This window comes from Patescibacteria group bacterium (assembly GCA_041674405.1).
GTDB lineage: Bacteria > Patescibacteriota > UBA1384 > XYA2-FULL-43-10 > XYA2-FULL-43-10 > JBAYVT01.
This window is the reverse complement of sequence record JBAYVT010000007.1, coordinates 1-17,571: the sequence shown is the minus strand read 5'-3', so window position 1 is coordinate 17,571 and position 17,571 is coordinate 1. Positions and strand designations below refer to the sequence as shown.

The window sequence follows — 17,571 nt, the reverse complement described above, 5'->3', positions numbered from 1 at the left end:
GAGATAAGATAATAGTTTTCTGCCTTGGTTGAGCTATTATTCGAACAAATCACCAAGGCAAAACTTGTAGACGATATGTTTGAAGCCTTTTGGACAGGGGTGCAACTCCCCTCACCTCCACCACTTGGGATTTTGGGGCAGTTTCTGCCCCTTTTATATTGCAAATTAGCTTCAAAATAGGACTAATTTCTGGTGTGTAAACTTTTTCAGAGAAATTTGTAAAAATTTTGTCTTTTGTTATCAAATGTTTACACTCTAGCCGTTCATCGTGTCCAAGATCCCACCAGTTAGCTTTGAGATCTTTGATGTAATCAATCGAAAACTCCACAAACTCGAGGAAATCGCTCTCTATGTTCTCTGCTTCCGATATTTCCTTCTCGACATTCTTGATTTGAGTCTTTTTCTCTTCTAATGATTGAGCCAAATCATCTTTAAGCTCCGGATTCATAACTATGCCAACCGCAAGCTTATTTTTCTCAGTGTTCAGGTTTTCTAACCTAATTTTAAGCTGTTTAGTCCGATTGAAGCCTTCTTTCTGCTCTTCCGCCCAAACTTCACGCAAAGCACTCTTAAAATCGTGTGTGTTACTTTCAAGCATTTTTATGCTATCGAAAAAAGTGTCAGTCGTTGAATGAAGATCGTCCTTTTTAATAACTTTGTTGCATCCCCTACAACGATATTCTTCGCCTGTCCAATTGCTCTTCCCATTCCTATGGATATAACCAACGATTTTTTTCTCATCACATTCATCACAATAAAATAGATTTGATAGTGGAAACGCTGGATTGTGCTGTTTTCGTTGGAATTTGCGCATTTTATTATTGACAACAAGCTGAAGCTCCTCCCACATTTCCATAGTTATCAGAGACTCATGTAATCCGTTATCATTCCATAATTCTTTATCCCATGACTCAACTCTAAGCGCACCCGCATAATATGGGTCTTTTAATAGTTCTCTGAATTTATCAATCCGGAGGGGTTTTCCGTTTGGAGATTTGTACCCATTATTATTAAGCCGATCCAAAGCTTCATTGACTGTAAAACGCCTTATTAGAACCTCTTCGAATGCCTCTCGGAGCAAATTATATCGTTCAGGATCTGGAATATGCAAACCTGGTTCTGAGCCTTTAATGTAGCCTTGGTGGAGCGGAAATGGCCAATATCCCTTCGCTATGCGGTCCTTTAATCCTTTTAATGATTTGCAAGTCCTTTCATCGTTACTGGCTTCTGCTCTAAATACTAAGAAGAGCTTTTGGAGCTTTCCCATCATGTCATTTGTATTTAGTTCTGGCTGTGATGCATACCATACTTTTACACCTTGTTGCTCAAATACAGCTTCAAAATAATAGAAGTACTTGATATCTCTCATAAAGCGATCAACTTCGTCTATGATTAGAAACTTAACTTGTTTGTTCAGTTTGCAAAAGTCCAGCATTTCTTTCAGGTCTCTGCGGTTTAGATTTTTTCCAACTCGACTCGACTGGTCAAGTGACCAAGTCTTAACGATTGGCGATTCAAGTTCCTCAGAGGCTTTTACAACACTAGCCTCTTGTCTTTCAAGGCTATGGCCCTCAATTCTCTGTTCTGGTGTTGACACCCGGCAGAGAGCGATTGATTTAGCACTCATTTTTATTCCTCCTACAACACAAAAGGCAGTCTCTGGACAATCCGCTACGACACGGAAATAAGAGACTGCCATTTGCGTCTTCAAAATTTAAGTTGTGTCGTAGTATTTTGTCCACTTCTATCCTATACTTTTTTCGTCAAAAGATAAAGACTGCTTCAGCTTCTTTTTCTTATATTGCTTGTACAAAAATCTTGCCCATGCGATATTTTCATTGGCTAATATTTCTTTCGATATTTTCTTCTTTGGTTCTCCGACCTTTGACATAAAAAACCTGAATTAAGTTTGAATTCAGGTTATCACTTGAGAGGTTTGTAAATGTTTGTAAACTACTTTTCTAGCCGGAGGGGATTGATTCGGACATCCTTGCTGGTTATTAACAGAAAATCCTTGATCTTGGTTGTTTTTGCAATTGATTCATTTGCAGAATACGCAGCTTGATAATATTTGCTCCAATCATTTTTGCTATATTCTTCGCTCCATTCTGCGGCAATTTCATCATAGCCCCACAATTTATCAGGATTTGAAAATAATGTTTTGAGCAAAAAATACGGCCGCTTATTTCTTGTAAATTTTATTTTTTCGTCTTTGAATGTGAGATCATCGCCATCCCAGCGTAATTTTTCAGATTGAAGCAGTTCTCTAAATTTTTCTTCATCAATTGATATCGTCATTTTCCAGTCAATCTGCTTTTCAAGTTCTTCCCTGAATGCTTCATTGTATTTTTCGGATTCATGTAAGGAAGAATATCTATTGCTTACGGATCGATCAACTTTTGATATGTCTAAGTCTTTCCAGGAAAATGGTTCATCCAGCCCAATATGCAAGACGCCTAAATCTGATAATTGATGGATTATTGATCTTTTAGTCGGACTATCTTCCAACTCTTTACCAAGAAAAAAGAACTCGGATTTTTTAGATCTTAATACTAGATTGATTCTCTTAATAATTTCATCTAATTCTGAAGACATTTTTTATCGATGATGGTTGCGACGGTACACTTCAAGCATAGCAATACAATTCATATTTTTATAGACGACATCATTTTCTATCATTCGTGCGTCTATATAACACTCACAATAACACATCAGTATCCCTTATATAACATCCACAATAGCCGGAGGGGGAATATTATGGGCATTTGCTGGTTTGACCAAGTAAATATGAATTAAGTTGGTCAATTCCCCAACCCATAAATTTCATTGTGGTATTGCACTATTTTTGTTATATTTATCATGTCGAGACCAGTATTAGTTTGAATAAAACTACCAACATTTTTGTGTTTGGTGGTTGACCCTATAAATAGGGCAATCACCAACAAACATTAGGGTCAAACCTGATGCTGGTCTCGACAACCTAGGTGGTTGTCCTTTTTTATTAAAACGAAGGCCAAGCGAATGGATAAAATTGAGCATTGGTTTACAAAGTTTTTCGCCCCTACTGTGAAATATATCGGACTAATTCTGGTTGTTTTACTATTAGGATACATTTTGTTCCTATATATCTCAGAGTGGGCGATCCTAATAATAGCTGCTCCTTTTTTGTACTATTTTTTTGCAAAAGAGAATCGTTTTAACAGAAAGATGAATAAACTGGTTAATGAAATTCCTGCTGAAGAATTAGAAAAAATCTATGAAGGAGGAAAGATTAATCACTTGTTTTTAGATCAACAAATATCTAAAATTTTGTCCCTTCTCAAAAAAGAAGGCATTGAGTGTCCGGGGGGAGACAAATGCGAATCGGAAATTAATTCAACTCATGGGAAAATTAGTTCAGCGATAAATACTAGGTATCTATATACAAGAAACAATTAGTTTTGGAAAAGGAGGTAATAATGGAGTCAGAACAGCCGAAAAAGAGTAAGAATCTGAGCTATAATCTTGTGCTACTTATCGGGATCGGTCTTCTTATTATTGGATTTATCGTTGGGGGCGTGGTTGGAAATTTTATTAGACTCGGAAGCGATTTCTTGAGCTGGGTTTCAATAATTATGATAATAATTCAGACCTTCTCGAAGAATGTTGAACGAAGAACAAAGGCCATTGGTTGGTGGCTAATCTTAGCATGGATTATTACAATGGTGATAATTAGCGCAATTTCTCATACTTAGCGAATTGGCTACAAATATGCCTTCATCATTGATTGGGAGAAATAGCCAAGAGTTTGATGTATAATGAAATCGAAGTTATAAGGATGAGTTTTGATTGAAAAATACATCAAAAACTATCTCTCAACACTAGCTGTGGCCATAATAATAACCTTGGTTTTTGGCTCATGGGTTATATTTGATTATGTTTCTATTGGATGGGTCTTGGTTTTTGCCGGGTTTTTTTCTGTGGTTGCAGTAATAGCATTCAATACTTTTTATGAGGAAAATAAATTCGTTGAGAAGCAGAAATTGGACGAGCTTGAAGGACAAATTAGCCGTCTCGATCTCAAAAGTCGAACATTCGAACACTCGGCTGGGGTTTACAAACAATCTTTACTTGAAAAAAGCTCCGGCTTTCCAACACTGAATTCAGTGATTAGCGGGTATGAGGAGATTAGAGACAATTATTTGGTTAATAGTCTGGTTACTAAAAGGAATCCAGCCTATCGGGCTGCTGAGGTTGTCAAGGAAGAGGGTCGCAGAAGAAGAACCGCAGAGGCTGAAAATCGTCAAACTCAAGCAATAATAGAATATTACGAATCAATTGCACCATTTCTGTTAGACTTTAAGGACGAGATTATTGAAGACGAGGACATTGCTCTGCAAGAATTTACGGACAAGGAAAAGGCTGATCCTGTATCAAATTTCTTGACCAAAGAAGAATATCGAAAACTCTCCTCTGCAGAAAGAAATCAAATGGCGCTGGATCGCTATTGGAAGCGTCCTAAATCAAAGTGGGCTATTGGCAGAATGTATGAGCGCTATATAGGTTATCTTTACGAAAAAGAAGGTTACAGCGTAAATTATCACGGCATATTTCAAGGGTTGGATGACCTTGGCCGTGACCTGATCTGCCACAAGGGCAAGGAATGTCTGATTGTGCAGTGCAAAAATTGGTCTCATTTCAAAACTATTCATGAAAAACATATCTTCCAGCTCTTTGGCACTTTTTTCCAATACAGAGACGCCAATCCGGACAAAAAACCTAAAGCGGTATTTTACACCAGCACAAGCCTGTCTGATTTGGCTCGGAGATTTGCCAACGAGCTGGATATTGATCTAGTAGAAAATTGCAAAATGGACATCGGATACCCTTGTATTAAATGCAATATCGGAAAAAACAAAGAAAAGATTTATCACCTTCCGTTTGATCAACAATACGATACCACAACAATCGAAGTGAATAAGGGAGAGCTATATTGTTCTACAATAGCCCAAGCGGAAAAAGCTGGTTTCCGGAGAGCATATAGGTGGCATGGCACGAAATAGCTCGTTATGAGTTCTGCAAAGGATCGGTTGGTTTGATAAGCACAATGGTGTGATAATCGTTATTATATAAACAAATGTAATTTGTGTTCCTTTTATCTTTCTTTCTACTGAAAGGAATTGTTGAGAATTGCAAGCTGATTTTCGCAGGGGCTTTTTCGTTAGAGAAACTAGCCTTACCAATAATATTTTTTATTTTTTTATTAGGATCTGAGTCAAAATCAAACTGGCCAGAACCATGAATAATTATTTCTGTGGTAAGGGCATGATTTTTGCTGACAGATGATGAATCAATTGCGATCAGCGTTCTTCCCGAGTTATTATTGCTAGCTATCTTTATTTCACCTCCAACCAATGCAGAATAATTCCATTTTTTCTTAAGAAATTCATCCTTGCTCACAACTTCAAGTTGCGCCCATTTTTCTGCTGTCATGACAGGGCTAATTATAGAACAAAAAGGCAAGCCAATTTTTTTTATACAGACCGAAAGGAAACTTTCCGTCGCCCTATCTTCAATTACATGCTCCTTTGGTTTGTCATGAAGATTGTCATATCCAGAGATGTGGACTCTTCCACTGGAATGGTATGAGATGTGAGGGTTATAGACTTCAATAGGGTTATCTTCTACGGAAATTTGGGAAATTTTTGCAGACAGTTCTTCCTGTTCGTGTGATGCCAGAACCTGAAAAAGTTTCCGGTGATTTTCTGAGAACCAGACATAAACAGACCCGTCATTTCCGAACTCAATCCAAAAGAGCAGATAGTGCGAATCGCCTTTTCTGTAACATACATAGATCGGAGGATAATATACTCTTCTGCCCATCTGTATAATTTTACCTTCTCATCGAAGGGTCTATCTCGTGTTCAAGATCAAACCATACGATATAGAATGTCCCTTTGTGGATTCCCCCAAAGACCCTTACCTTCCACTCATTCACATTGTGAAGAGCTATCTGGAATGGATCAAATTCATTGACTCCACAAGGAGGGAAGCCATTTTTTTCTTCTGTATCTTTCCAATTTACTTGGTGAAAATGATAATGGTCTCTCTGTCGATAAAGTTCCATATAAGATTTGCCATTAATATCTCTGAGTCTCAGAAGCGCTTCTCTGACCTGATCTTTTTCAAATTTAGACAAACAATATTTCGATGATGCTGAATCATAATACTCAAAACTAATTTTGAGTTTTTCATTCCCAAAATTAGGTTCAGGTACTACTGCTACGCTTTTCTTTTTTGAGGCCATTTTTAAGTTGTTTTTGAATAGTACTCGAGTATGTCTGAATCAAAAATATTATTTGTGCCGCCATTATCCATTCGTTCTCGTGCCTTTTTCCAGGGCGCCTCATTATGAGTTAGGAGTACAAGCTCGAATGGTGTCTTTGTCATATATTGGTTATAAACTTGGTCAAGAACATCAAGCGTGTCTTCATCAAATTTGAGATGCAAGAACTCAGAAAATTCTTTTGGGGTTTTAATTTTAAGGTACTTGTCATCTATAGGGCTCGAAACATAAGATTTCAGCTCTTTATAGAGGCTTGGTACAACTGGGCCATTAGGCCATGCTTCTAACTGCTCAGAAAATAACTTCTTTTCATTAAGGACTAGGGGCCACACATAGCCGTAGTAAACCAGCTTTTGAATCCTTAGAGGGGAAATATAATCCCCGTCTTCTTTTGCTCGATACAAAAAATATTTCGCCACATCAGAAGCCATTTGCCCCACCTCTTTTGTATTAGACATATCCCCTCCGTTACCTGGTTCTATCATAGCATCAACATTTTATTATTAATAGTGCTAATACACTATGGGATTACATCTATAAAGTCAAATGATGCCTCTGGAATTTGGGATAGATTATTTCCTTCCAGCGCCTAGCCTCCGTTTGTATAATGTGTAAATTCTCGGTGATAAGCTCCACCATAGTATTTTTTACACATTTTGTGCTTCAGAGGATTAAAAGGAGCGGGAGTGTTTGTTAGGTTAGATTCTAGAAGTACACGAAAGGACTCTAATTGCAATATTTACTCGGTTTAATTTCCGGCATTTTGGCAACAGGTTTTGGTGTATTGCTTACGTTTCGATTAGAAAGCCAGCAAGAGAGCAAAAGAGACACGAATATCTTTGAAGCTTTTAAAGAGGAAATTATTAGTAACCTCGAAATGCTATCTGCTAACTGCATTCATCTAGAAGAAGAAATCTCCATTCTTGAGGACAAGCACTTATTATCGACCTTAACTCCATATTACTTTTCAACTTGGGATATCCTAAAGACGCATTTGCCTAAAGAGTTGGCAGGCAAAGAAACCTTCAGACAACTAGCCCTGACGATGCATCTCATCCTTTTGATAAATAATGAAATAGCATCAAGAGAACTGTATAAAATAAACAATCTTACTGTCACTAATTTTGGCCAAACGCTCAAGAAGAAGGATCAGATACTCCTGGACCGAAATGTGAAGCTACTTACGAGAATATTGGAACTAAAAAAAGAGCTGGGACTGGAGATAGAATTCAATTCTCCGTCACCGACTTTAATGGAAGCTATGGGCAAAACACCTACAACCCTGAAGAAACATTAAAATTAAAGGTCCTTCCCCCTCTTGGATTCTTGAAAAGGTGTTAATTTAATTAAGTCGCTTACTCAGCTCTGATTTTGATTTCAATTGATTCAGCTTGTCCAAGGCAGATTTTCTTTTCAAAGGTATTACATACACCTCGTCTAAAACTAGACGGACTAACATTATCAAGAACTCTAGGTCTTTATTCTTCCATGGTTCCCACGAACCCTCTTTTTCGTGCATATTTTCGCTTGTCATGTCCTGAATATTTCCGAGAGTGTCAAATAAAACTGGATCTATGACCGGATATTTCTTCTTCAGCCATTTAATTTTTTCTTGATAATTATCTCCTTGTGCTTTCTGTAGTTTTAGAAATTCGTAGATTGCCTTTCGAAGTGAACCGGAAGCACCCACTAAGAAGTTCATTTTTTTACAACCCTCAGCTTCCGAAACCAACTCCCTAACCGTTTTAGGGATGAGAGGGTTTACGGTAAAGAACGAAGTTGGGTTATGATAAAAAAAATATTTATCCAAGTCAGAAAAGTTAAAACCATCAACTGTTTCCCCATTTTCGTCTTCGGGAATGTTGAAACTACTATAGTTAACTCTGAAATTGTAATAACTAAAATGGATTGAGACTTTTTGACAACCACCGCAATTTACTCTGTACACATGTGCAACTTTATCATCAGACCAGTTTATTTGGCTTTGACTTACAACGCTATAAGTGACAGACCTTCGATTGCAAAAAGGGCAATTGTATTTATAATTATCTATAAAATATCTATTATCTAATTCTGATTGGTCGGTCATTATTTTACCTTAACTATTTTATGATTTATGATTCAATTATACATACAGCATCTTTTTAGTAAAGGATTCAGCACTACCTCACTTGGGAGTTGCTAACTCTAAAGCAAATTTATTTTTTCCATACTCGAAGTAAGAATCTGTATCCAATGTCTCGATTCTTTGAGCATAGACTTGAACCTTTCTTGATTTCTATTATTGAGCCTCACCTCGTAGCTAACCGATATTTCCCCGCTATCAGATAGTAGGCTGGGACAGACTGGGGATCTGCAGCCAAGACTCCGAGCACATTTTTGCAGTCGCACTCTAAGAAATCAGGGAGATTCTCTCCCGTGTATTTCGCTGGCGCAATTATATTATTCACATGGCAGAAATGGTTCAAGCACTCACTCAGCTTATTCATCTCAAGCACTACTTTCCCACAATCAGCACAAACAACTTTCACAACCTGCTGTTCATCGCTCATCTTGTTCCCTCCAAAATTAGACAAAATAAAAATGGTCTCCCGCTGGCGGCACTCTTGCGAGTGCCCATCCGCCCTTTCGAGCGGAGACACGTAAGCATACCAGACAGAAGACCGTCTTTATCGCTTACGTGTTTTCACCATGCCCCGAGGGGTTTAGGTATTATAAAATGATGCTAATTTCCAAAGCACCACAACCATTTTAAAGCACAAATTTTCTCCGATTTAAATATCATTTTCTCCACACCCGGCTGAAATTTTGATAATCTCTGCTCAGCTATTGCTATTTTTGTGGTTTTGTGTTATGACTAAGCGTTATAACTAATTAACCATCAGGAGAATCAAATGTCAGGCGATTCTACAAGTAAAAGTGTTTTGGGTGCCTCCACTGCAGCTGCAGCCGGCTCCTTTTTCACAACCAACCTGCTTTTTAAAGGTATCATTTTAGCCGCGATTTTAGCCGCATTGATCATTTTGGGCATCCGGCTTTACAAAATCTATCTTGCAAAAAAGCAATCTGCTAAGCAATAAATCCAATGCTTTTTATAGCTTATTTGGTTCTAATGCTCAGTTTTATCAATCTTGTACGGTTGACATTTTTCTCTGTTGCTAGTGATCTATACGACATCAAAACCATCGGGCGAAAAGATGATGCGGACGAGAATCAACGATATTATTCTCATCATTATCACCCACTTATTACCATTATCGTTCCTGCACACAATGAGGAAGTTGCCCTGTATCGCAATCTTGTGAGTATTGTGAAAAGTTCATACAAAAATGTTGAGTTAATTATCGTAAATGATTCCAGTGATGATAGAACAAAAAATATTGCTCTTCTCTTCCAGCGCAAATTTAGAGGAAAACTCAAAAAAATTAAGGTTCTTAATGTTAATGTCCGCGGCAAGGCGAAAGCAATGAATAAAGGCTTGAGATTCGCCAAGGGCTCGCTCTTTATGTGTCTTGATGCCGACTCGGTACTAACAAAGGACGCGCTGAAAATAGCCGTTGAATTTTTTCGCGAAAAGAGGGTTGGTGCTCTCGCATCCAATGTAAAAATCATTCCCGGAAAAGGCATGCTCAATCTCCTCCAGAGAATTGAGTATATGCTAAATCACCAGATGAAGAAAGCCGAAGCGATGACCCGCATACAATATATTGTTGGAGGAGTCGGTTCTATGTACAGAATGAGAATACTGCGTACTTTAAACGGTTATGATACCGATACGATCACCGAGGATATCGACCTATCGATGAAAATGATATTGCACTACAAAGACAAGAAATTTATCGGCTACGATCCGTCGATGGTAGTTTTCTCTGAGTCGGTTGCCAGCATCCCCGAGCTTCTGAAACAACGAAACCGCTGGAAATATGGCCGTTACCAGGCGTTTTTGAAAAGGCGCGATCTTTTCTTTTCAAAAGATCGAAAACTTGGAAAGTTGCTTTCATGGTTTTATCTGCCATATGCTTTATTTTCCGAAATAATTTCTGCTATCGAGCCACTTATGATTGGATATATTCTTTATTTAATCTTCGTAAACGGAGATTTTACTACAATTGCAGGCTCAGTCCTTACTTTTTGTTTTTATACCGTTATTCTCACGAGTGGAGCAACGCAAGGATATAGTATATATGAAAGAACAAAATTTGCTGTCATGGTTCCGATTGCATATCTCTTGATGTATATACTTTCTTGTGTCGAATATATCGCAACAATTAAAGGATTTTATAGCATTCCAAAACTCTTGCGCGAACACAGAACCGGTGTTGGTGGATGTGAATGGACTCATGTTAAAAGAGCTGGCGGAGCAGTATCTCAATAAAATAATATTTCGAATATATTTTTGTTATACTTAGGGTACAAGGAGGAGAAATGTTAATAGTAATTAGCGGATCAATCAATTCGGGAAAGTCTACCATAGCGGAAATTTTGGCAAAAGAACTCCCAAATACAGCTTCTATTGAAATCGATAAGCTGCGAAGTTTTGTACCCTTTATCCCGCTCAGTGATGAATTGATTAAACTAAATCTCAAAAATGCTGCCGATGTCGCCAATAATTTTCTAAAAACAGGTTTGAATACTATAATCAACTACCCGCTTTCAAAGGAAAATTACGATTTTCTAGTTTCCAATATTGACATCGACAAGAAAGATATTCACGCCTTTACACTAAACCCGAAGCTTGACATCGCAGCAAATAACCGCGGCGCGCGCGAACTTGATGAATGGGAAGCAAAACGCGTCAAGCATCACTATGATATCGGTATCAATAATCCCGGATTCAAAACCACCATTATAGACAACTCATCGCAAGCTCCGGAAGAAACCGCCAAAATTATTCTGAAAGTCCTTAAAAAATGAAAAAAGAAATTGAATCCAAAACCGGAATTAGAAAAACTAGCGTCTGTTTTGTTTGTTCGGATAATATCGCACGCAGCTTGATGGCCGAATATTGTTTAAAAGAATATTCAAAGAAAAACAACATTACCAATCTCAATATTACTTCTGCCGGTACAGACACGAGCACTGATACAAGCGGGTATAACTTTGCCCACTTTGATGAACTAAAAAAAATCGGAATTGATGTTTCGGGGCACAAAAGAACTCAATTAACCCAGAAAATAATTGATGATTCTGATCTGATCGTGGCGATGGCAGAATATCATCAGGATTGGATATGTGAGCACTTTGGTATCAAGGTTCCGATGTTTAGCGAAATTGTTTCTGGCAAAAAGATATCTTTTCATATTCCTCCACCCGATTCGAAAGAGTGTGATTCGGTTCTGCGTAATATGGTCCATGAAATATATGGCTCTATGCCGGTTTTTGTAAAGAATATGAAAAAATTTATTAAAAAATGAGCCGCATTTATGAAAAAGGAAATTGAACTAAACGAAGATGATAAAAAAATATTGATCGGCGAGATCAAAGATTTTTTTAGAAAAGAATTTGAAGAGGATCTTGGCGACCTGAGAGCAGAAATAGTTCTGGATTTCATTCTGAAAAAGGCCGGACCGGCATTCTACAATCGCGGAGTTTCCGACGCGCGCAAATGGTTTCGCGAAAAATTCGAAGATCTCGATGCGGATTTTTATGTATTAGAGAAATGATTAGCTCATCGAAGGAGCCAAATGAAAAAAATTATAGCTTATGGTTCGCTGCTCGATAGCAAGAGCCGACAAAAGACTATTCCGACAACTAAAAAATTAACGCCCTTGAATCTTAAGGGATACGAACGAATATTTAATGCTCCATTTAAAGATCGGGCTTATTTAAACATGCGAAAAAATCCTGATTCTGAAGTTCAGGTAGCTTATTTCAAAGTCAATGATAGTGAACTGGACGATTTGATTTCTCGTGAATCTGGCTCCGATCTTGTTGAGGTCGCTAATGATTGCTTCGCTTTCATTTGGCCTGAAAAGAAGAGCGCCCAACTCCCGGTATATGCCAGCTATATCAAAGTTTGTGAACGAGGGGCTGCAGAGCTCGGAATCAATTTTTGGCAAGGCACTATCGAGCCGGTAGAAATAATCGACGATCTTACCGACCCCAAATACCCAAACTATGCAGAATAAATAAAAAATATGTTAATCGTCTGTTGGGAAAATAGATTATGAAGAAACTTGGGCAAAAAGCCGAATCACTAACCGAGCTTAAGAAAAAGGGGCTGTTTAAGCAGAATCTTTTGATTTTGCGGAATTTGCCCCCTAAAGACAAATTATTTGCTGAACTACTGGATGCCGGCTTTACTAATGGCGACAGAATGGGAGTCCGATTTTCTTCTGCAAATAGGACGATAAACCTTCCGAGAAGTGTGATAATCAAATCTTTCGAAGAAATTTATCAATTTATCTCAGAAAAAATCACCCCCAAGCTCGTGGCGATAGTTCAAGGATTCGTCACCGCCAAATACAGCGGCACTTTTGTTAAGAACAGCGGTATATACTATATGAGCATAATCAATGGCGTCTGGGAATCGGAGTCGGCAAAAAGCTGCGACAATGTGATCATAAGCGGCAGTAAAGCAAAGATGCAAATTTCGGTAGCACCAAAAACTTGCCTTTTTGAGAATGGGAGCGTCCTTGAAAAAAGAATTGTTCGGAATAATCCGGAGGATTTGATTGCCGACATCAAAAATTTGTGGCAAAAGATTAAAAAATTTGACTGGGATGATGACATTTTGTATGAATTTTTCATAATGCCTGATGGAAATTTTACAATAATGGAATTCAAAAAGACCTGCCATTTTTCTAATTTTAATTTTGATTCCGATAAACATAATTTGTTTGAGGTCGAATCTTTTGCTGATCTTAGAAGCTGGAATGGCAAACAGGATATTTTGCTTTTGACCACTCTGGCCCGAGGCGATGATGAGACTGAATTTTTTCGGATAATTAACAAAATTAAGGAACACAAGAACCTGGTTTATGTCAAATACGGCATTTGTTCGCACCCGGCAATAATTCTTCGCGAACAAGGCTTGAAAGCGGTGCCATATTCCCCCTCTTTCAAAATATTTGAAGAAGAAATTTGAAGATCTCGATGTGGATTTTTATCTTCTAGAAAAATAGTTCTTTAAAACGACTCCATCCCCGCCCATTATGGGCGGGGATGGTGGTTCACGTTAGGACAGAGTCCTAAACACCTCCTCGTCTTCCTCGAGTGAGGTTCGGATGGTGTGGAGGTCAACGTCGTCGAGTGACTGACCACAGGCCACCTTGTTCCAGAGGACATCGTCGTATAGGCGGACGGCAGATTGAATCATCTCAATCTCACGCCTTAGGTCGGGTCGCCGAAGCCCGACGAAAAGATCGCCGATATTGTCGGTCCCGAGCCGCACCGGAATCCCAGCCGCCAGCATCTCTCTCACTCGGGCGATGCAGTTGTGCACTGGCGCATTATACGGACGAAGCTGGCGCATGGAGATCGCCGCATGCGGGCAGACGATTACACCAATATTGCACTCAAGTAGTCCATCAAGGAGCTTCCGGAAGCGATCATCCGGATAGCACGCAGGTGAGATCACATGGACCGCCCAGACCGAAGGCTTGCCTTTCGTACCCGGAACGATCGGCGATCCGAACCAGCGCACGCCTTCGATCAGAGTCTCAGTTCCCGCTTCAGACGGGCTATTGGCCTGATCGAGGTGCACATGAATCGGCAACGAGAACTCTTGCCCCAGTTCGAAGAGTGCCTTCAAGTGGCCACGAAATCCGATCGGGTGGTCTAGCGCCACGTCCCGCTCCGGCAAACCGACAAGGAAATGAGCTCGCCTCGCCGCTTCACGGATGATATCGTGTCGATCTGATCCCCAGGCCTTGAATCCAAACACCGGGTAGGCGCCGACTTTGATATCGATACTGCCGGCATACTCGGCGGAAAGCTCGAGTGCCGCATTGAAGGCAGTAAGCCCGATGTCCGGAGTGGTATCGATGCAGGTCCAGAGTTCTGTCTCCCCTGCCTCAGCCTTTGACTTGATAACCTGCCCCATCCGCTCCTTCATCGGCCCAGGCTGAAATGCCAAGCCGCTGTGTAGCTTGCCTACCGCCCGCTGCTTCAAGCTCAAAGGCAACCCTGCGAGTTCCCTGATGCTCAGCCTCTCGTGCTCAATGTACTTATCCTCTACCGTCCACGCCCGATCCAGGTGCACATGCGCATCGATCATTTTGTTTGCCTCCTATAATATTGTTAACGTTCTGGGGTATAAAAAAAATGAGCCCTAGGCTCACTTTGTGCGAGAGAGTATCACCTTCCTTTTTTTGCGTTTTTGCCTGTTCGTCATTTTTAACCCTTATCATTGTATATGAATAAAAAATGCTGTCAATTGGAAAGATTGTGGATAAAAGACCGGTTACAAATTTAACAGAACCCTTAAGCTAAAAAATGTTAAAATAAAATTACAGCAATGAAAAAATATGAAACTAAAATTGATTTTTTGGCCAAACATCAGAAATTTATCGACGAAATTGCCAGAATATGGTTAGCCGAGTGGATTAGAGAAAAAGATGATGTAGGTTTCGAAAAATTGAAAAAGGGCATTCAGAAGAAACTAAATATCAACAAAGTTCCCTTCATTCTTGTCGCCCTTGATGGTGGTGACTGGGTCGGGACGGCCTCTCTTTGGGAGCATGATCTGGACAAACGGCCCGATCTTACACCGTGGATTGCAGGTGTTTATGTAAAAGAGAACTATCGCGGACAAGGCATTGCATCACAACTAATAAATCGGGTTTTAGATATTGCTAAAAAGTTTGGATTCAAAAAAATTTATTTACACACAGAACATACCCACAGACTCTACGAAAAGCTGGGCTGGTCTCGGCTCGAGGAGTCGATAAACGACCAGGGAGAACCAACAACTGTATATGTTTTAGAAATATAATTTTAGTTTGAAAATGGGAGCGGGCGGGCTTTTAAGCCCGCCTTTTCTGTGCCCCCTCCAGTGCTACATGCTTTCTGCCAGCGTGACAGCGGCAACGGTCACCTCTGACAGAGCAAGACTGAGGTCCTCCGTCGTGAGACGGCAACCCTTGCCATGAGTGATTCCGGACTGATCGCTTACCGGTGGCCCGATAACAACGAGCCATCTTTGGCCACGGCCAAATAGCTTGGGATGATTGGGCTTGTACCCAATCGCAAGCGGTATCACTGGCACTCTCGCCCTCCTGGCGATCAATACCAGTCCTTCGTGCAGCTCGCCCATGCCAATTCCGGGATATCTGCCACCCTCCGGGAAGATTGCCACCGGCTTACCCGCACTCGCAAGCTGAATCGCCAGGGAAGTTGCCTCCGAACCGGATTGCGGATCATCCCGATCTACGGGAAACACCGCAATTTGACCAAGATACCAGCGAAACACCGCGAGCTTGAACAACTCGATCTTGGCCATGAAGTACGTTGGGCGTGAAAATGCCACCGAGATCAGCGGGGGGTCGGTGACATACTGATGTTTGGGGGCCAGGATATATCCGCCATGCTGAGGCAGATTCTCCAGGCCAATGACTACAGATCGCTGGCCCAAACACCAGCTAATCGCCCGAAAAGCTAGACACGACACCAACCACAACCGCGAGCCCGGCGCATTCATCCGCATTGACCTCCGTTACCCGTATAATAGAATATCTTGCACATGCCAATTTACACGATTATATAGTTCTGGTCAACAGATTTTAACCAGAAATCTTTAATTTTTGCCATTTTAAGAGTAACTTTTTGTTTTTTCGAGAAAAAATGGCTGATAAAATACAGGCCATTACTCTTGACATATCGACTAAAATATAGTAGTGTGAGGCAGTCGTTCAACGCGATAATAACGCGAATAGTCATCCGTATGACAAGGAGGCGGTACTGATGGACCTTAGCAGTCGGCGTAGCCTTGGCACGGTTTTCATCGTGCTTTTGGTTGCGCTTCTTGTCTGCCAAGGAATCCGCATCGGCCTAGAGCATGCCGCGCAGCGTTTTCTCAAGGAAGCGACTGCAACGGTAGACCAGGCCGAGACGGATCTGCAAGCAGCGACAACTGAGCTGAAGGCAGCACGAGAGAAACATCTCGCGGTCTACCTCGAGAAGTTCAGCCCCACTCAGGCGATCTCAGAGCTTCAAGCAGCCAGGGACTCGATCGCGAAGGCCAAGTCTACAAGACGGCCAAGCATGAAGACCAGGTTTGCCCGGGAAGCCGTCGTGCACAGTCAGAAAGTCAAGGCCGGTTACGCCGGCTGGCACGAAGAGATCGCCTTTCTCGACCAAGCATTGGCCAACTATCAAGGCGAGCCTGGAAAACTCGCAGCGATGGTCAAGCAGCTTGAGGCTGACGTCAAAGCATTCGAGAGGATGGGCTACTTCACCGTCCATTTCGCGCCGGCGCGCAAAACCAATGCGTCTGCGCACGACAACCACGACAAGGCGATTTCGCTCGTAGGACGGAAGCTCCAACAGGGGCTACCGGATTACCGAGCGATCTACGTCTCATGCCTCGAAGGCGAACGGCTGTGTACTGAAGCCAGAAAGCTGGCATCGGCAGTCCCGGAGATGAAGGGCACCAACGATCGTCGTATTGCCGATTTCCCATCGTGCATCTCGATTGTTGAAGGCCGCTACAACCGGGCGCAGTTCGTGGCCGGACAGCTGGAGCGCTACCCGAAGTACAGGATGAGTGTTCAAGTCCAGTCGGCTTACGAGCAGATGAGCACAGCCAACGACGAGTGGAACACTGCGAAAGCGCTCAACGAGATGAAGGTGCAGAGGTTCGTCGAGGCGAAGAACAGCCTCGACCGGGCCAACCAGATCGCGGACAACGCGCTTGAAGTGTTCGGCCGAGCCGAAGACCGCTGGACTCAGATGCAGAATGCCATTGCGGGCATCCCTGGTCAGCGCAGTGCGGCCAGGTCCGCAATTAACCGCGCTCGCTCGTATGCTAGCCAGTGGAGCGAGAACAGCCAATCGGAAGCGGAATCGCTAATCTCAGAAGCCGAGGACCAGTTCAACCTGGGCCAGGCTAACGAGGGAAGCGATCCAATCTCCAGCGTCAGCTACTTTGCACAGGCAAAGGACCTTGGGGACAAGGCCCACAACGCCGTGGATGATGTTGACCACACTCCTCCCCCCTCCTCTTCTAATTGGGGCTCAGGTTCCGGCGGGGGCGGAGGCAGTATCGGCGGCGGGGGCTTCGGTGGATCTGACTATGGCGGGGGCGG

At 41.4% G+C, this 17,571-nt stretch carries 22 protein-coding genes and 1 other RNA gene; 14 read left to right on the top strand and 9 right to left on the bottom strand.

What is annotated here, in order from left to right; all coding sequences use genetic code 11:
• Positions 1-123: a transfer-messenger RNA gene (ssrA, locus tag WC080_04700) on the top strand; the annotation flags it as partial.
• 1,621 nt (positions 124-1,744) lie between these two features.
• Here the strand turns inward: ssrA and WC080_04695 are convergent.
• Together WC080_04695 and WC080_04690 are read right to left on the bottom strand one after the other, a co-directional pair.
• The gene (locus tag WC080_04695; GenBank protein ID MFA7244553.1) at positions 1,745-1,891 is read right to left on the bottom strand and encodes a hypothetical protein; all 147 of its coding nucleotides are present in this window, start codon (positions 1,889-1,891) and stop codon (positions 1,745-1,747) included.
• A 62-nt stretch (positions 1,892-1,953) separates the two neighbouring features.
• Entirely contained in the window at positions 1,954-2,595 is a 642-nt protein-coding gene (locus WC080_04690) for a hypothetical protein (GenBank protein ID MFA7244552.1), read from the bottom strand.
• A 426-nt stretch (positions 2,596-3,021) separates the two neighbouring features.
• On the opposite strand from WC080_04690, the gene WC080_04685 reads away from it, so the two are divergent.
• The 3 genes from WC080_04685 to WC080_04675 all read left to right on the top strand — a co-directional run bounded on the left by WC080_04685 (position 3,022) and on the right by WC080_04675 (position 5,042).
• Entirely contained in the window at positions 3,022-3,438 is a 417-nt protein-coding gene (locus WC080_04685) for a hypothetical protein (GenBank protein MFA7244551.1), read from the top strand.
• Positions 3,439-3,458: 20 nt separating this feature from the next.
• Complete coding sequence (locus WC080_04680) at positions 3,459-3,734, top strand: hypothetical protein (GenBank protein ID MFA7244550.1); 276 nt, start codon at positions 3,459-3,461, stop codon at positions 3,732-3,734.
• 90 nt (positions 3,735-3,824) lie between these two features.
• Complete coding sequence (locus WC080_04675) at positions 3,825-5,042, top strand: restriction endonuclease (protein MFA7244549.1); 1,218 nt, start codon at positions 3,825-3,827, stop codon at positions 5,040-5,042.
• A 4-nt stretch (positions 5,043-5,046) separates the two neighbouring features.
• On the opposite strand, the gene WC080_04670 is transcribed toward WC080_04675, so the two are convergent.
• From WC080_04670 to WC080_04660, 3 genes are read right to left on the bottom strand one after another with little or no spacing between them, the layout of a single operon-like run.
• Positions 5,047-5,862, bottom strand: coding sequence for a hypothetical protein (locus tag WC080_04670; GenBank protein ID MFA7244548.1), 816 nt, complete (start codon positions 5,860-5,862; stop codon positions 5,047-5,049).
• A 10-nt stretch (positions 5,863-5,872) separates the two neighbouring features.
• The gene (locus WC080_04665) at positions 5,873-6,286 is read right to left on the bottom strand and encodes a hypothetical protein (protein MFA7244547.1); all 414 of its coding nucleotides are present in this window, start codon (positions 6,284-6,286) and stop codon (positions 5,873-5,875) included.
• A gap of 2 nt (positions 6,287-6,288) precedes the next feature.
• Positions 6,289-6,783 carry a type II toxin-antitoxin system antitoxin SocA domain-containing protein gene (locus tag WC080_04660; protein ID MFA7244546.1) on the bottom strand — a complete coding sequence of 165 codons (495 nt, stop codon included), beginning with the start codon at positions 6,781-6,783 and terminating at the stop codon, positions 6,289-6,291.
• A 272-nt stretch (positions 6,784-7,055) separates the two neighbouring features.
• Here WC080_04660 and WC080_04655 point away from each other — a divergent pair, with 272 nt between their 5' ends.
• A complete protein-coding gene (locus WC080_04655) occupies positions 7,056-7,622 on the top strand; it encodes a hypothetical protein (GenBank protein MFA7244545.1) in 567 nt (188 codons plus the stop codon).
• A 45-nt stretch (positions 7,623-7,667) separates the two neighbouring features.
• Here WC080_04655 and WC080_04650 read toward each other — a convergent pair whose 3' ends face one another.
• Together WC080_04650 and WC080_04645 are read right to left on the bottom strand one after the other, a co-directional pair.
• A complete protein-coding gene (locus WC080_04650; protein MFA7244544.1) occupies positions 7,668-8,414 on the bottom strand; it encodes a hypothetical protein in 747 nt (248 codons plus the stop codon).
• Positions 8,415-8,616: 202 nt separating this feature from the next.
• A complete protein-coding gene (locus WC080_04645; protein MFA7244543.1) occupies positions 8,617-8,877 on the bottom strand; it encodes a hypothetical protein in 261 nt (86 codons plus the stop codon).
• A 342-nt stretch (positions 8,878-9,219) separates the two neighbouring features.
• On the opposite strand from WC080_04645, the gene WC080_04640 reads away from it, so the two are divergent.
• The 7 genes from WC080_04640 to WC080_04610 are packed head-to-tail and all read left to right on the top strand — an operon-like array spanning position 9,220 to position 13,412.
• Entirely contained in the window at positions 9,220-9,405 is a 186-nt protein-coding gene (locus tag WC080_04640) for a hypothetical protein (GenBank protein ID MFA7244542.1), read from the top strand.
• Between the two features lie 32 nt (positions 9,406-9,437).
• Positions 9,438-10,700, top strand: coding sequence for a glycosyltransferase (locus WC080_04635; GenBank protein ID MFA7244541.1), 1,263 nt, complete (start codon positions 9,438-9,440; stop codon positions 10,698-10,700).
• Between the two features lie 50 nt (positions 10,701-10,750).
• Positions 10,751-11,239, top strand: a complete 489-nt coding sequence (locus WC080_04630) for a zeta toxin family protein (protein MFA7244540.1) — start codon at positions 10,751-10,753, stop codon at positions 11,237-11,239.
• Positions 11,236-11,739: a hypothetical protein gene (locus WC080_04625; GenBank protein ID MFA7244539.1), complete on the top strand. Its 504-nt coding sequence runs from the start codon at positions 11,236-11,238 to the stop codon at positions 11,737-11,739. Before WC080_04630 ends, WC080_04625 begins: the two co-directional genes overlap by 4 nt.
• Before the next feature lie 9 nt (positions 11,740-11,748).
• Positions 11,749-11,988 (top strand): DUF2164 domain-containing protein, encoded by a 240-nt coding sequence (locus tag WC080_04620; protein ID MFA7244538.1) that lies wholly within the window; start codon positions 11,749-11,751, stop codon positions 11,986-11,988.
• 21 nt (positions 11,989-12,009) lie between these two features.
• Positions 12,010-12,453, top strand: a complete 444-nt coding sequence (locus tag WC080_04615; GenBank protein ID MFA7244537.1) for a gamma-glutamylcyclotransferase family protein — start codon at positions 12,010-12,012, stop codon at positions 12,451-12,453.
• A 38-nt stretch (positions 12,454-12,491) separates the two neighbouring features.
• Positions 12,492-13,412 carry a hypothetical protein gene (locus WC080_04610; protein ID MFA7244536.1) on the top strand — a complete coding sequence of 307 codons (921 nt, stop codon included), beginning with the start codon at positions 12,492-12,494 and terminating at the stop codon, positions 13,410-13,412.
• A 90-nt stretch (positions 13,413-13,502) separates the two neighbouring features.
• Here WC080_04610 and WC080_04605 read toward each other — a convergent pair whose 3' ends face one another.
• Positions 13,503-14,543, bottom strand: coding sequence for a hypothetical protein (locus WC080_04605; protein MFA7244535.1), 1,041 nt, complete (start codon positions 14,541-14,543; stop codon positions 13,503-13,505).
• 240 nt (positions 14,544-14,783) lie between these two features.
• Here WC080_04605 and WC080_04600 point away from each other — a divergent pair, with 240 nt between their 5' ends.
• On the top strand, positions 14,784-15,260 hold the full coding sequence (locus WC080_04600) for a GNAT family N-acetyltransferase (protein ID MFA7244534.1): 477 nt from the start codon (positions 14,784-14,786) through the stop codon (positions 15,258-15,260).
• A gap of 63 nt (positions 15,261-15,323) precedes the next feature.
• Here WC080_04600 and WC080_04595 read toward each other — a convergent pair whose 3' ends face one another.
• The gene (locus WC080_04595) at positions 15,324-15,935 is read right to left on the bottom strand and encodes a lysophospholipid acyltransferase family protein (protein MFA7244533.1); all 612 of its coding nucleotides are present in this window, start codon (positions 15,933-15,935) and stop codon (positions 15,324-15,326) included.
• 293 nt (positions 15,936-16,228) lie between these two features.
• Between WC080_04595 and WC080_04590 the strand changes: the two genes are divergently transcribed.
• A partial coding sequence (locus WC080_04590; protein MFA7244532.1) for a hypothetical protein occupies positions 16,229-17,571 on the top strand: 1,343 nt, incomplete at its 3' end.

Bases quoted from the DNA above. Each gene is read 5' to 3' on its own strand.
- WC080_04695 (MFA7244553.1), bottom strand. From the start codon at position 1,891: ATGTCAAAGGTCGGAGAACCAAAGAAGAAAATATCGAAAGAAATATTA.
- WC080_04690 (MFA7244552.1), bottom strand. From the start codon at position 2,595: ATGTCTTCAGAATTAGATGAAATTATTAAGAGAATCAATCTAGTATTA.
- WC080_04685 (MFA7244551.1), top strand. From the start codon at position 3,022: ATGGATAAAATTGAGCATTGGTTTACAAAGTTTTTCGCCCCTACTGTG.
- WC080_04680 (MFA7244550.1), top strand. From the start codon at position 3,459: ATGGAGTCAGAACAGCCGAAAAAGAGTAAGAATCTGAGCTATAATCTT.
- WC080_04670 (MFA7244548.1), bottom strand. From the start codon at position 5,862: ATGGGCAGAAGAGTATATTATCCTCCGATCTATGTATGTTACAGAAAA.
- WC080_04665 (MFA7244547.1), bottom strand. From the start codon at position 6,286: ATGGCCTCAAAAAAGAAAAGCGTAGCAGTAGTACCTGAACCTAATTTT.
- WC080_04660 (MFA7244546.1), bottom strand. From the start codon at position 6,783: ATGTCTAATACAAAAGAGGTGGGGCAAATGGCTTCTGATGTGGCGAAA.
- WC080_04650 (MFA7244544.1), bottom strand. From the start codon at position 8,414: ATGACCGACCAATCAGAATTAGATAATAGATATTTTATAGATAATTAT.
- WC080_04645 (MFA7244543.1), bottom strand. From the start codon at position 8,877: ATGAGCGATGAACAGCAGGTTGTGAAAGTTGTTTGTGCTGATTGTGGG.
- WC080_04640 (MFA7244542.1), top strand. From the start codon at position 9,220: ATGTCAGGCGATTCTACAAGTAAAAGTGTTTTGGGTGCCTCCACTGCA.
- WC080_04635 (MFA7244541.1), top strand. From the start codon at position 9,438: ATGCTCAGTTTTATCAATCTTGTACGGTTGACATTTTTCTCTGTTGCT.
- WC080_04630 (MFA7244540.1), top strand. From the start codon at position 10,751: ATGTTAATAGTAATTAGCGGATCAATCAATTCGGGAAAGTCTACCATA.
- WC080_04625 (MFA7244539.1), top strand. From the start codon at position 11,236: ATGAAAAAAGAAATTGAATCCAAAACCGGAATTAGAAAAACTAGCGTC.
- WC080_04620 (MFA7244538.1), top strand. From the start codon at position 11,749: ATGAAAAAGGAAATTGAACTAAACGAAGATGATAAAAAAATATTGATC.
- WC080_04615 (MFA7244537.1), top strand. From the start codon at position 12,010: ATGAAAAAAATTATAGCTTATGGTTCGCTGCTCGATAGCAAGAGCCGA.
- WC080_04610 (MFA7244536.1), top strand. From the start codon at position 12,492: ATGAAGAAACTTGGGCAAAAAGCCGAATCACTAACCGAGCTTAAGAAA.
- WC080_04605 (MFA7244535.1), bottom strand. From the start codon at position 14,543: ATGATCGATGCGCATGTGCACCTGGATCGGGCGTGGACGGTAGAGGAT.
- WC080_04600 (MFA7244534.1), top strand. From the start codon at position 14,784: ATGAAAAAATATGAAACTAAAATTGATTTTTTGGCCAAACATCAGAAA.